Annotated in this window: 12 protein-coding genes; 1 reads left to right on the top strand and 11 read right to left on the bottom strand. The window is 71.8% G+C overall.

What is annotated here, in order from left to right; genetic code table 11:
* Positions 1-297: 297 nt before the first annotated feature.
* From EDD39_RS14635 to EDD39_RS14600, 9 genes are all read right to left on the bottom strand, one after another.
* Complete coding sequence (locus EDD39_RS14635) at positions 298-2,190, bottom strand: glycoside hydrolase family 15 protein (protein WP_123556232.1); 1,893 nt, start codon at positions 2,188-2,190, stop codon at positions 298-300.
* Positions 2,191-2,227: 37 nt separating this feature from the next.
* Complete coding sequence (locus tag EDD39_RS14630; RefSeq protein ID WP_162870022.1) at positions 2,228-4,324, bottom strand: LuxR C-terminal-related transcriptional regulator; 2,097 nt, start codon at positions 4,322-4,324, stop codon at positions 2,228-2,230.
* Complete coding sequence (locus EDD39_RS39560) at positions 4,321-4,536, bottom strand: hypothetical protein (protein WP_162870021.1); 216 nt, start codon at positions 4,534-4,536, stop codon at positions 4,321-4,323. The genes EDD39_RS14630 and EDD39_RS39560 overlap by 4 nt, the downstream gene beginning before the upstream one ends.
* Positions 4,536-5,060, bottom strand: a complete 525-nt coding sequence (locus EDD39_RS14625; protein WP_123556228.1) for a helix-turn-helix transcriptional regulator — start codon at positions 5,058-5,060, stop codon at positions 4,536-4,538. The genes EDD39_RS39560 and EDD39_RS14625 overlap by 1 nt, the downstream gene beginning before the upstream one ends.
* A gap of 52 nt (positions 5,061-5,112) precedes the next feature.
* On the bottom strand, positions 5,113-6,366 hold the full coding sequence (locus EDD39_RS14620) for a glutamate ligase domain-containing protein (protein ID WP_123556226.1): 1,254 nt from the start codon (positions 6,364-6,366) through the stop codon (positions 5,113-5,115).
* A gap of 200 nt (positions 6,367-6,566) precedes the next feature.
* A complete protein-coding gene (locus tag EDD39_RS14615; RefSeq protein ID WP_123556224.1) occupies positions 6,567-6,959 on the bottom strand; it encodes a roadblock/LC7 domain-containing protein in 393 nt (130 codons plus the stop codon).
* 75 nt (positions 6,960-7,034) lie between these two features.
* Positions 7,035-7,424: a hypothetical protein gene (locus tag EDD39_RS14610; RefSeq protein WP_123556222.1), complete on the bottom strand. Its 390-nt coding sequence runs from the start codon at positions 7,422-7,424 to the stop codon at positions 7,035-7,037.
* A gap of 206 nt (positions 7,425-7,630) precedes the next feature.
* Complete coding sequence (locus EDD39_RS14605; protein WP_341869301.1) at positions 7,631-8,269, bottom strand: HAD-IA family hydrolase; 639 nt, start codon at positions 8,267-8,269, stop codon at positions 7,631-7,633.
* Between the two features lie 35 nt (positions 8,270-8,304).
* Positions 8,305-9,513, bottom strand: coding sequence for a helix-turn-helix domain-containing protein (locus tag EDD39_RS14600; protein ID WP_123556219.1), 1,209 nt, complete (start codon positions 9,511-9,513; stop codon positions 8,305-8,307).
* A 204-nt stretch (positions 9,514-9,717) separates the two neighbouring features.
* Between EDD39_RS14600 and EDD39_RS14595 the strand changes: the two genes are divergently transcribed.
* Positions 9,718-10,158, top strand: a complete 441-nt coding sequence (locus tag EDD39_RS14595; protein WP_123556217.1) for an amidase — start codon at positions 9,718-9,720, stop codon at positions 10,156-10,158.
* Here the strand turns inward: EDD39_RS14595 and EDD39_RS14590 are convergent.
* Both EDD39_RS14590 and EDD39_RS14585 read right to left on the bottom strand, forming a co-directional pair.
* Complete coding sequence (locus EDD39_RS14590; RefSeq protein WP_123556215.1) at positions 10,131-10,844, bottom strand: SDR family NAD(P)-dependent oxidoreductase; 714 nt, start codon at positions 10,842-10,844, stop codon at positions 10,131-10,133. The two genes, EDD39_RS14595 and EDD39_RS14590, sit on opposite strands and share 28 nt — an antisense overlap.
* Entirely contained in the window at positions 10,841-12,193 is a 1,353-nt protein-coding gene (locus EDD39_RS14585; protein ID WP_123556204.1) for an NsdA family TPR-like regulatory protein, read from the bottom strand. Before EDD39_RS14585 ends, EDD39_RS14590 begins: the two co-directional genes overlap by 4 nt.
* Positions 12,194-12,449 lie beyond the last annotated feature (256 nt).

Genomic DNA, 12,449 nt, shown 5'->3' with positions numbered 1-12,449 from the left:
GAGGCCGTCCGGGTCAAGGGCCGGCCGCAGGCCGGTGGCGCAGCCACGCGACCAACGGGAGCGCCCTTGAAGCGGGCGGCCGGCTCCGGATACTGGGCCGCGGAGGGGGGCCGGGGGAACCGCGCAGCGGGGCGCCCGGACCAGAAGAACGCCGCGCCGAAGGCGCGACCGCTACTGCCCGCCACCACGACGAGTGCCGGGGGCGGGCAGCGAGGCCGCTCTGCGGAGGCCGGGGACCTTCTCAGAAGGGGCGAACTCTCTCGCCAGCTAGTGCGGCGACCTGCCCGGCGGCGGCACTCACCTCGCGCACGGGGCGGTGGAGGACGTGTTCAGCCGCTGCTGTGGAAGGGTGACCACGTCACGGCTACGCCTGGTGAGGGCGGCGTTGACCAGGGCCAGGTGAGACAGCCCAAGGGGGGTGTTGCCGAGGTGTTGCCGAGTGGCCGGGTCGACTTCCTCAGCGAGAACGCCGACGTCCGAGCGCAGGTCTAGCAGAACGTCCATACGCTCCGTGGCCTCGTCGCTGCGACCGATGAGGTCGAGGGCGGAGACGAGCCAGAACGAGCACGCGACGAACGCACCCTCGTGGCCGCGGAGGCCGTCCACGTTGGCACTGGCGTCCTGGTGAGTGCGGTAGCGCAGCACGAGCCCGTCGTAGGTGGCGAGGTCGCGCTGCACGGCTTCGATGGTGCCGATGACCCGCTTGTCGTCCGCCGGCAGAAAGCCGAGCAACGGCAGCAGCAGCAGGGAGGCGTCCAGCTCCTGGCCGCCGTAGTACTGGACGAAGGAGTTCTTCTCCCGGTCGTACCCGTTGGCGAGGACGTCCGCGTGGATGCGGGCGGCCAGCTCGCGCAGCCGGGCCAGAGCGGGCGAATCCGCGTCCGAACGCCGCTCCAGTAGCGCAACGGTGCGGTCGAGCGCCACCCACGCCAGCACCTTGGAGGAGGTGAAGTGCCGTTCCGGGCCACGGATTTCCCAGATGCCTCGGTCGGGGCGGTGCCAGTTGGCGGCGACAACCTCGGCGAGGCCGAGCAGCAGCGCGTCGGCGGCGGGATCGGGTTCGAGACCGGCTTCCTCGGCAGTGAGCAGGGCGTCCGCAACGTAGCCGAAGACATCGAGTTGGAGTTGATCGGCTGCTCCGTTCCCGATGCGAACGGGGAGGGAGCCTTGGTAGCCGGGCAGGTGGTCCAGCGTGGTCTCGGTCAGGTCGGTGGTGCCGTCGAGCCGGTACATGATCTTCACGGTGGCCGGGTCGCCGATCGTGTCGACCAGCCAGCGGCGCCAGGCCCGTACCTCGGGCAGGTAGTGGCCGGCGCGGAGCAGCTCCCGGACAATGAGCGCGGAGTCCCGGAGCCAGGTGTACCGGTAGCAGTAGTTCCGCTCCCCGCCGATCTCCTCGGGCAGGGAGGTGGTGGGGGCGGCGATGATCCCGCCGGTCGGGGAGTGGATGAGCGAGGCGAGGATGGCCAGGGAACTGAGGACGGCGTCGCGGTACGGGCCGGTGTAGGTGCAGCGCGAGGTCCAGCCGTCCCACTCGCGCAGCGTTTCGGCCAGGGCGGCCTTCCCGTCGGGGACGGCGACTGCCGGTTCGTCGGGCTGCTGCCAGGACAGGGCGTAGGTCACTTGCTGCCCGGCCACCAGGGCGGTGTCGGCAGCGGCGGTGCCGCCGCGGGCGATCCGGTGCGGGGTGCCGTCGCTGTCCAGCCACAGGGTGGCGTCCTGGTACTCGGCGGCGAGGCGGTGCACGCCGCCGGTGCCGATGGTCGCCCCGAGGCGTGCGACCGTGCGGCCGTAGTCGGGGGCGATCAGGATGCGGGAGGAGACGGTGACCTGACCGCGCAGGCACGTCGCGGTCCGGATCACCTGCGCGGGCCGGTCGTCGGTGGTGGCGGGCATGAAGTCGGTGATCTGCAAGGCCGAACCGTCCGGCATCTCCCAAACCTGGTCCAGGACCAGGGAGCCGGCGCGGTAGGCCCGGCGGGTGGCCGGGACCGGCTTTGGGGATGCGGGGCCGAGCGACCAGGAGCCGTGGCGGCGGCTGCCGACCAGGGAGGCGAAGACCGAGGGCGAGTCGGGCTCGGGCAGGCACAGCCACGGGATCGAGCCGGTGCGGTCGACGAGGGCGGTCGAGCGGCCGTTGCCAACGGGGGCGAGGTCGATGAGGGGCGGTTGGTGGAGCGGCGCGGGCATGGGGTCGTCCTGACGGGTCAGTGGTTGGAGTTAGAGGTCAGCGGCTTCGGCGGGTACGGGAGTTGACTCGGGTGATGGCTGCTTCGGCGGTGCTGGCGAGGGTGGAGTGCACGATCAGGGTCGGAACGTCCACGGCGAGGCAGTGCCGGGTGGCTACCTGCCACTCGACATTGGGAGGGCAGCCGACGACGACCGGCGGACGTAGGCGGTCGGCGAGGTAGGCGCGGTGGGCACGGGCGACCGCCCACGGGCCGAGTGGTCGCCAGGCCAACAGAACGTCGGCCACTCCTTCGGCTCGGTTCAACCAGCCAGTGCGCCAGGGAAGTTCGGTGTCGCCGGGTACGTACGGGTCGAGCACGGTTCCGGTGAACCCGCACTCGGCGAGCAGACGTACGGCCCGGTGTTGCCAGTTCGGCTGTCCCGTGACCGCCCCGGCGAGCAGGACGATCGGCCCGCTGCCCGGCGCGGGGAGGTGGGGTGCTTGGACGCGCTGCAGAACGCCGGCCGCGGTGGCGGGTCTCACCGGTTCGTGGGTGCGGGTGCGGACGCACTCCCGGCTCCCGGACGGGCGCGGGGATGCGGGCGGCCGGCCGGGAGCCGGTGCGGTGGGACGCTGGGGGGGGTGCGGCGCGGTGGGTCGGATGGCGGACTCCCGGTCGGTGGTGGTTGGAGGAAGCGGCGGAGTGACCGCGCCGGTGATCAGGGCGACCGCCACGGCATGGACGCGGCTGCGGCGCGAAGACAGCGCCTGGACGGCGCAGGCTTCGGCGGCGTGGGCCTCGCGCCAGGTGAGACCGGCCGCCCTCACCCGCTCCGGGGTGAGCGAGCCCGCGCACAGCAGGGCGAGCACGGCGCGCTCGGCCTGGTCGAGCTCGGTCGGGCGGTCAGGTAGTTCGGCGCGCAGGTGCCGGGTGTCGAGCAGCTCGGCGGACAGCATTCGGGCGATGAGCTGGGTGTCGTCCGCCGCCGCGAAGCGGTGTCGCAGCGCGGCTAGTTCGGCGCTGACCAGGTGTTCACCGGTGGCGAGCCGCTCCGCGATGTGCGCGGTGTCGTAGCCCCGGGCGGTCAGTTCGGCCACGTGCTGCTCGCGCGAGGTGAGCGCGGGCGGCGGTCGGCGGGGCACCGGCCGGGTACGCGCGAGGGTGCTCGCCGTGGTGAGTACCTGCCCGGGGCCGGCCTGCGCGGCAACCGGGGCCTGGTCTCCGGTGCAGACCACCACGCACTCTGCGGGGAGCGTGCCGAGTTGGTGGGCGGCTGCCGCGTACGCGGTGGACGGATTGGCGGCGCCCTGGCGGACGGCGCTCGACCACGCGCACGCCAGGCCCGCCGCGGACACGGCCGAGACCGGGTTCGTCGCGCCGGGCGGGATCACCAGAACGCACGGCACCCGCAGGGCGAGCGCCTGGTGGACCAGCCGCACCACGGCCGGAGTCCTGTCCAACGGCGGACGACCGAGCAGGATCTCCGGCAGCGCCGGGGTGGGCGGCAGCCCGGCCAAGGCTCCCAGGTGGACGATCAGCCCCGAGGCGGAGCGCAGGACCTCCTCGAAGCGACTCGCCGCGCTGAGGCCCGGTCGGACTACAGGGGGAACGGTGCGAGTGGTGGCATCGTTCGTCTCCTCATCATGGAGTTGGTGGGTGCGACCCTGGCCCGAGTCGGTCGCCGTGGGTGTGGTGCACAGGTCGGCGAGGCTCTCGCCGACCGGGTTGATCAGTCGGTGCTCAAGGGCACCGCGGACGGCGACCGCCCGGTGGCGAGTGCCGAGCGCGGCGAGGACGCCCCGCTCGCGGCGGCTCGCGGTGTTCTTGGAGACGTTCAGCACGGTGGCGACGTGGGACCGGCTGCCGCCGGCCGCCCAGATCCGCAGGATCAGGAGCTGCTCGTCGCTCAGCAGAGGAGCGTCCGTCACCGGTTGGGCGTGCGGGAGATCACCGGACTGCCAGGCCCGGGCGAAGGCCGCCACACGGTCCTCCACCCCCAGGCACTCAAACGCCTGCGCCAAGTACCGCTTGACGGTGTCAGGCGCGAGGGAGAGGGCCGCGGCGATCTCGCTGTTGCTCAGCCCCGTGCCGACACGGTCCAGGACGGCGGTCTGCTGCGCGGTCAGCTTCCCCCGCGCACCGTCGGCGCTCACCGGCCCGGTTCCGGAGCGCGACCACCGCCGAGCAAGCGGGCGGCCAGCAGCAAGACCACGCCGGTGGCGTAGGTGGCGGCGGCCAGCACCGCCGGTCCGCGGACGGAGTGTCCGTACCGAAGTGCCGCCGTGGTCGCCGCTCCGGTCGCCAGCGCCAGCAGCAGGCAGGCCGACCCGCCGAGCAGCAGCGCCCAGACCCGGGTGCTGGACATCAGCTCGCCCCGGCCGACTGCTCGGTGTCGACGTCGGCCGCGCCGAGGGTGGTGTCCGGCCAGCCGTCGCCCAGGGCGCTAAGGGGCGCGATGCCCGTGAGCAGAGCCCTGGCCGCCGCCTGCTGCCGGGAGCGAGCACCAAGGGCGGCGAGGATCTTCTGCACGTAGTTGCGCACGGTGCCCTCGGTCAGGCCGAGTCGCGTCGCCGTCTCCTTCGGCTCCTCCCCTGCGACCAGGCCGGTGAGGACCGCCTTCTGCTGGGCGGGCAGCGTGATGCCGGTGGGGTGGCTCACGGGCACGTCCTGCTCACGCACCCATCCCCAGCCGACGCCGAGGGCGGCGGCGCGGTGGCGGTGCGCCGTGCCGAGCTTGGCCGTCAGCGCGGTGATGGCAGCGGTGACCTCCTTCTCGGGGATGCCGGTGGCACGGCTGACCGCGGCGTTCAGGTGTCCGCCGGCCACCTGCCGCAGCAGGACGATTTCGGCAGCGGACAGGTCGGGCCGCTGGGGCAGGGTTTCGGGCATGGCGAAACTCCTCGTGGCGAGTACGAGCGGAAGGTGGGTGGTGCGGGCGTGGCTATTCGGCGGGCTGGGGCCGGTCGAGCGCGGCCAGCAGCCGAGGGCCGCTGCGGCGGGCGGCCTCGGGGCCGATGGTCAGGATCAGGTCGCCGGGGTGGACGAGGGAGACGGCCAGGTCTTCGGCACTCATCTGGCACGGTCCGGGCTCGGGGATCACGAGAGCGCCCCGAACGTCCGCTTGGGCCAGGGCCTCGGTGCCGTCGGTGCGGCGCTGGGACCGGCCCGGGGTGGAGAGGACGGGCAGCAGCACCGTGTGGTTGGTCTCCGCCAGGGCCTCGGCGATCCGTTCGGCGAGCGCGACGGTGCGCAGGTGGCCGACCGGCTCGAACACCGCGATCACGGAGCCTTCGGTGAGCATCCGTGCTCCTTGGAGGTCGGCCGCGATCTCCTCCGGGTGCTGCGCGATGGACTCCATCACGGTGATCTCACCGACCGTGCCCAGGCGGGTCAGCGACCGCTCGACCCCGGGGAACGCCCCGAGTCCGTCTGTGAGGTCGGCACCGGACACGCCGAGCGCGAAGCCAGCCGCGAACGCCGCCGCGACGCCGAGCGCGGCCGTGGTGCTGACGACGGGCACGGTGACGGTGAACCGCTCGCCGCCAGCCTCGACGGTGAGCCGGTGGTCCACACCGCTCCACAACAGCCCGAGGACCGCGACGTCCGGATCTTCACCTCGGCCGACCGTCACCACCCGCGGGCCCGGCTGCCGGTGAAGTCGCTCCAGCAGCTCCGTGCAGCCCGGCTGGCCGGACCACACCACCACGCTCCCGCTGCGGCGGGCCAGCGCCTCGATGTCGTCCAGCGCCTGCTTGCGGGTGGCAAACGCCGGGGGTGCCGCGTCCACGGCGGTGACCAGGGTGACCGCCGGGTTCACACCCGCTCCGAGGGGCCGGTGCTGCTGGTCCGGAGGGGCGGCCTCGTGCAGGGCCGGGTCGATGCCCAGGTCCATCACCAGGACCTCCCCGCCGCCGTCGTAGCCGGGCGTGTCGCCGGCCGGTGCGGTGTTGAGAATCCAGCCCGGGTCACGAACGGTTAGCGCGCACGTCAGCGCGGCGGCGGCCGTCGCGGTGGAATGGCTGCCGACGACCGCCACGACAGCGGACGCCGAGCCGGCCAGCAGCTCCACCGCACGGGAATGCCCCAGCGTTGGCAGGCCCTGGCCCGTCGCCAGCTCCAGGATCTCCGGCACCGCCGCGTCGTCCCCACCCCACACGAGCGAGGTCGTCGTGCCCGGCACCACGGGGTGCAACATGGCCCCCGCACGCTCCAGCCGCCCGAGCAACTCGGTGCGGCGGCCGTCCGGACCGGTCGAGACAGTGACCCTGGCCCCGCGCCGAGCGAGGTAGCAGACGAGCCCGGCCATCCCGGGGCTGCTCGGGTCGGGGAAGTGCGGGGCCAGCAGGACATCGGGCAGCAGGATCGGGCACGTCGTACGCCGTGCCGGTGTCGCGTTCACGCCGCCACCGGCGCCGGGAGGCCCTGGTCGGCGAGTTCGATCATCTGGCCTGCGATCTCGCCCAGGTCCGCGCCCTTGGACCCGACCACAGCGAGCATCGACTGATCGGGCACGCCCACCAGGGTGAGGGTCTGGCCGTGACGGTCTTCGATCACGCTGTGGCCCCACGGGTGCGTGCTGGAGGCGAGTTCGCCGGCGATGCTGATGCTGCGGGCGCTCACGGACCCCAGCGCCGACATCAGCGCGGCCCACCTGTCGGCCTGGTCGCGGTCAACCCCGGGCGAGGTACCCAGGACAAGACCTTCCGGGCTGACGTGGACGGCAGCGACAGCGCCGGAAGTCCCGGTCACCAGGCGATCGAGGAAGGGCGGCTGCGGGTGTGGCTGCACGGTTACTCCTTGGCCAGAAAGTGAGGGGGCGGTGGGGGCGGAGGGAGAATCGGCCGGGCGCGGTACGTGCGCGGGTCACGGACTGCCGAGGCCGGGCGCGGGCTTGGGGTAGGGACCACTCCCGCCCGGCGCACGGCGCGTTCCAGAGCGACGGCTGGCGGGCAGCTGGCCCGGTGCGCCCCGGCTGTAGAGGGACTGGCCGGGGGTATCGAGCGCCCCGGCCACCAGGAACCAGCCCAATTCGCCGACGAGCACAGCCTGGTGCTCCCACGCCTGGGCGTCGTTGGCCACCATCGAACGGGTCCACGTCACCACGCCCCGCGCGGTACCGGCCGCGAGGACGCCTTGCACCGAGCGCCAACCCGGCCGTGCGTCTAGAGCAGGCAGCTGGCCAGCGTCGGTGAACACATCGACCACCACCCACTCGCGGGATTCCGCGAACAGTCGGCAGTGGTTCTCCAGCACGCCGCCCGGGTCTCCGCCCGGGGAAGCGAGGTAGATCGCTACGGGGACACGGCCCGGCGATCGAGGTACGTCCGATGGCATGCCACTACTGTCACGCCATCGTCGCTCTCAGCGAACCTGCGCTCCGTACGACTTCCGAAGATCGCCGGAGGGTGAACTCGTACGGTACGTACGAGTTCACCCTGCACCAACCCTGCCGACCCCCGTCAGGAGCACGCCACCGGGCTCGGCTCGACCGGGTCCAGGTCCAGCAGCCTGGCTACCCGGGAGGCGGTGCCGAGTCCGTCGGCGAACACCGCAGTGATGCCCAGCGCCTCGGCGGGCAGCAGGTTCGGCCGGTGGTCGTCCACGAACACGCACTCGGAGCCGGCCAGCCCCATCCGCTCCAGCGTCCGTCGGTAGATGGCCGGGTCCGGCTTCGCCAGGCCCTCCACCCCGCTGATGACCCGTACGTCGAACAGATCCCAGACCCCCGTCTCCACATAGGGGTTGTACGGCGCGAAGCCGTACGAGTTCGACAGCAGGGCGACGACGATCCCGGCGGAGCGGGCGCGTCGCGTCAGCTCCACCATCTCCGCCACGGCCCGCACCCCGCTGTGGGCCCGGCCCATCAGGTTGTCGCCCGGGACGCCCATGAGCTGCGCCGTCCGCCGGTTCCACTCGGTCTGCTCCATGCGACCCAGCTCCAGCTCCACGTACAGAGCGCGGCCCGCGGGATCGTCCTCCAGCGTGCGCCGCCAGGCGTCCGCCGGCAGCCCCTCGCTGGCACACCACGCCCGCGAGGACTGGCCGATCGGAGTGGTCATCACTCCCGCGAAGTCGAGTATCAGGCCGCGGTAGGACAACGGGCTCTCCCAGGCTCAGGAATCGGACCAGCGCCTCACCGGACGGCCGGTGAGGTCCCCAGGATCTCAGACAGCTTGCGAATCCTGGAGTTCCCGGCGCGACCGGCCCGCTGGATGATCACGCCAGGGATGGCCTGGTGCTTGGCCCACTCCGGGTGTGCCGAGCAGACCTCCAGCAGAGTGTCCAGGGAGGTGTCCCACTGCCGCGAGTCGGCCTGCGCCAACGCGATGTCCAACTGCATCCGGTTCAGCGCAGCCTGGGTCAGGCCGGACGGATCGAACCTGCGGGACAGGTCAAGCGCCTTCCCCGCGTTCCCGAGTGTGACGTTGACGCCCACGGCCTGGGCGCCGGCGTAGGACGGCCCGAACTGCATCCCGTTGCCGAAGACATCGCGCCCCAGCCGCGCCGCCACCGCGTGGGCCTGCGAGAGCAGGTCCGCCGATCGGTCGGCGTCGCCGAGCCTGCTCGCCGCGACGGCCGCGAAGACGATGTTTTTCCCGTACGCGGCCAGCAACCCCGCGCCCTGCTCGGAGAACCGTGGCTCAGCACGGGCCGCCGCTCCCTCGGCCTCGCGCAGCGCCTGCTCCACCCGCCCGTCCCGCAAGAGCACCCGTGCTCGCGCGGACCCCAGCATCGAGATCCTCACCGGATCGGCCGCCAGCTCCGCGTGCCGGAGGGCGTGGCCGACCGAGGCGTACGCCAGGTCCCGCGCGCCAAGGAAGTTGCTGATGAGCCCCGCCGCCCGGTAGGCGTCGGACAGCAGACCATTCGCAGCCGCCTGCTGGTCGGCCGGTGCTGCCTGTGCGAACAGGGCGACCGACCGCAGGAAGGGCGCGACCAGCGAGCCGGCCTCGGCGTACGCCCCGCGCCAGTACACCCGCCACATCCGCTCGGCCGCCTCCGCGAGATCAGCCTGGCCCGGAGCCGCACCCTCGACAGGGTCCGCCACGATGCCCGCAGCGGTGTCGTGGACCGTCCGCGACAGCTCCCGCAGCATCGAGCGATCATCGCTTCCCATCCCGCGCCGGGGAGCCTGCTGCCCAAGAACCACCGACACGTCGGAGTGCAACGCCTCCGCAAGACGCAGGAGTGTCGGCAACGACAGCGGCCCCTTGTCCTGTTCCGCCTTCTGGACCGTCGGCAGCGACAGCCCGCTGCGCTCAGCCAGTCCCGCTTGGGTCAGGTCCTTCCCCCGGAGCATCTTGATCCGCTCACCGGTGGTGAAGTCCCCCCACTGACTCACAGCTTTCCCCCTTCATGAACTTCTGCCTTTGGACCGTACCCGTCAGGACTGCCCACCGCATGACGTTCTGACTGAAACTGTCCGGCTGGCCTTGAAGAAGCCGCCGTCGAGGCGTCAACTTCCGTGCCAGCAAACAACTCACGCGAGCGATAGGCATCGACCTACCCGCCCCCTACCGTGGTTGAACACCTTCGAGGAGTCGCATTGGACCACAGCTTCTCCCTCGGCCTTGATGATCACGAGGACCGGGGCGTGACACAGTCCTCACCGCTTCATGCTCTGATGTCCTCGCCTCCAGACGGGTGCGTTCCGGCGGTCGACGGGCTGCCCTTCTTGGAGTGCAGCCGAGAAGCGGACACCCTCCTTGAAGGCATCGCGAACGTCGTGGGCGAGGCGAGGGCACGCCACGGGATTCTCCTGAACGACTTGGGCGTAGAGAAGATCCAAGAGTGGTCTCGCGACGGCCTGAACGGGTTCGGGGCGGAGACGGTAGCTCAGCATCTACTCCTGGCGATCTACCGAGGCGGCCTCTTGGGGTACGCGCCGGAGGACCTCGTGCGGTTCATCCGGACGGCCACGGGCTCGCCCTCCCCAGCGGACTCCGGCGGTGGGGAACATCACCAGCCCAACGGCTGTCGCTCGTAGAAGAGTCCACCGGTGGGCCCGTCATCGGGGAGGGTGGCGAGCCAGACGGGTGTGTCGGCGGCGTCCTCCGGGGTACGGTCGGTCTCGCCGTAGGCCATGCGGGTCGCCATGCGTCCAGGAGACACGGCGTTGACCAGGATTCCAGTCCCGTGGAGTTCGGCGGCGAGGATCTGGGTGAGGGCGTTGAGGCCGGCCTTGGAGACCCGGTAACTCACGTTGCCCGTACCCATGTTGCTCTGTGAGCCGAGGTGGCTGGTGATGTTGACGATGCGGCCATAGCCGTTCTTTCGCATCTCCTGAGCAGCTGCGGCGGCAAGCCGCCAGGCACCGAGCAGGTTGGTGTCCAGGGTGGCCCGGACGCGCTCGAAGTCCGGCGCGGCAGCGGCCTGGCCGCGGTCGACGGCAACTGCGGCGTTGTTGACCAGCACGTCCAGGCGTCCGAGCGGAGCGGCAACGTCGGCGATGCAGCGGGCGACGCTGGCCGGGTCGGTGACGTCCAGTTCGTGCGAGTGGACGAACAGCCGCTTGCGGCCGAGGGCTTCTTCCGCCTCCCGGCCGGCGAGGCGGTCGCGCACGCCGAGGACGACCTGCATGCCCTGTTCGGCGAGGCGGGTGGCGACGGCGAGGCCCAAGCCGCGGTTTCCGCCGGAGACGAGCGCGACGCGGGAGACGGGTTGTGTGGTCATGCGACCAGTGTGGCGAGCAGTTGATCGAGGCGCTGGACTTTCGGGTCCTTGGCGGTGAGCGGAAGTTCGGCGCGGGCGGCGGCAGCGCGGGCGGCGTTTCGATGAGATGGTGCAGCGGTGATCATCGGGATGGCCGTCTCCAGGAGGTGGACAGCGTGGTCGGCATCGCCGAGCGCGGTGTGCGTCCGGGCGTTCTGGATGGTGTAGGTGGCCAGGTCGCGGCGCTTGGCGGCTGGCATGAGAGCCACCGCGGTGCCGTAGTGGCGCTGGGCGAGTCGCGGGCGGCGGAGGTCGGCGTGGCAGGTGGCGGTCTGGGCGTGGAACTCCGCAGCGTCGAAGTAGTTGGTCCAGTCAGGATCGTCGTCGCTGCTGTCGGCGCGGGCCATCTGTGTCTCGGCTGCGGACAGCAGGCGGTCGCACTCGGCATGGTCTCCGCAGGCCGCTGCCGCGCGGGCTTGCCGCAGCAGCAGCATGGCCAAGGTCCGGGGGGTGACCTCGCCGGCTCCCTCGACGGCAGCCTCCGCGAGCCAGAGCGAGTCAGCGTAGAGGCCGTGGTCGTAGCACTGGAGGCTGAGCGACTTGATGATATTGGCGCCCAGCGCGCGGTCGGCGGCAGTGTGGGCGGCGCGCAAGCCGGTGGCCCAGTACCGCTGTGCTGCGGCGTGGAGTCCGGCGTCGAAGGAGGACCACCCGGCGAGGCGGGCAAGCTCGGCGCCGAGGCGGAGCAGCCGCTGGCCGACCTTATCGGAGTAGGACGCTTCCTTGAGGATGCCGGTGACCGTGTCGAGTTCGGCGTCCAGGAGCTGGCGGGTGCGCGGTCCCCCGAGGCGGGCCTCCAAACGTCGGAGCCGGGGAAGGCCGTCCTCCAGGTCCGCGACGAGCTGGATGTCGATGCGGCCTCCGGCTAGCGCTGCGGCCACCGGCTCGGGGGCTCGGGTGAGCCATTGGCCGGCGAGCGCGGTCAGGGCCTCGCCGCCGAGCTTCATGAATCCGCGTCGGTCGAACATGGCGTGCTCCAAGGTGTCGTCCAACGACTGGAGCGTCCCCGCACGGGTCCAGGGGAAACCGGTGCGGACCGGGCCGCCGTCCGGCAGCCAGCCTGGCCAGCCGAGCCGGTGCACCTCCCTCATCGGAACGCCGAGTTCGGCGGCGAGGGCTGCTTGGCTCTCCGCGTCCGGCTCGACGCTCCAGTGCTCCCACTTCCACGCCTTGCGCCGGTCGGCCGACCGACGGGTGGCCTTGGCGACGATGTCGACAACGTCCTGGTAGGTCCAGCCCTTTTCCTCCCGCACCACGCTCAGCGGATGAACCAGCCGAACTGGTGCGCGTAAGCCGGTCGACCGGCCCATTCCCAACCCCCGATGTATTCACCGGACCGTAGTCGGCCCACCACTGTGCGCTGATGGTACCTCCGAGGCGGCTGGGGCCAGAAGACGACAGGAAGACGACAAACCCGCTCTGTTCAGCAGCAGTTGATCGGGGGTTAGCTAGTGCTCCCCCCGACGGGTGCCCGGCTGGCTGAACTGCGGCCGGGTGCCCTGGGGGCCGACCGGGGACCACCAGGGACCTGACGCTGACCCGGCCGCACGACGAGACGACGTCCAC

The organism is Kitasatospora cineracea, assembly GCF_003751605.1.
GTDB lineage: Bacteria > Actinomycetota > Actinomycetes > Streptomycetales > Streptomycetaceae > Kitasatospora > Kitasatospora cineracea.
Note: the sequence above shows the minus strand (reverse complement) of the source record. Positions and strands in the feature narration are given on the sequence as shown.

What these genes read in the sequence shown, in the direction of transcription:
- EDD39_RS14635 (WP_123556232.1), bottom strand. Translation starts at nt 2,190, where the DNA reads ATGCCCGCGCCGCTCCACCAACCGCCCCTCATCGACCTCGCCCCCGTT.
- EDD39_RS39560 (WP_162870021.1), bottom strand. Translation starts at nt 4,536, where the DNA reads ATGTCCAGCACCCGGGTCTGGGCGCTGCTGCTCGGCGGGTCGGCCTGC.
- EDD39_RS14625 (WP_123556228.1), bottom strand. Translation starts at nt 5,060, where the DNA reads ATGCCCGAAACCCTGCCCCAGCGGCCCGACCTGTCCGCTGCCGAAATC.
- EDD39_RS14620 (WP_123556226.1), bottom strand. Translation starts at nt 6,366, where the DNA reads ATGTTGCACCCCGTGGTGCCGGGCACGACGACCTCGCTCGTGTGGGGT.
- EDD39_RS14590 (WP_123556215.1), bottom strand. Translation starts at nt 10,844, where the DNA reads ATGACCACACAACCCGTCTCCCGCGTCGCGCTCGTCTCCGGCGGAAAC.
- EDD39_RS14585 (WP_123556204.1), bottom strand. Translation starts at nt 12,193, where the DNA reads ATGGGCCGGTCGACCGGCTTACGCGCACCAGTTCGGCTGGTTCATCCG.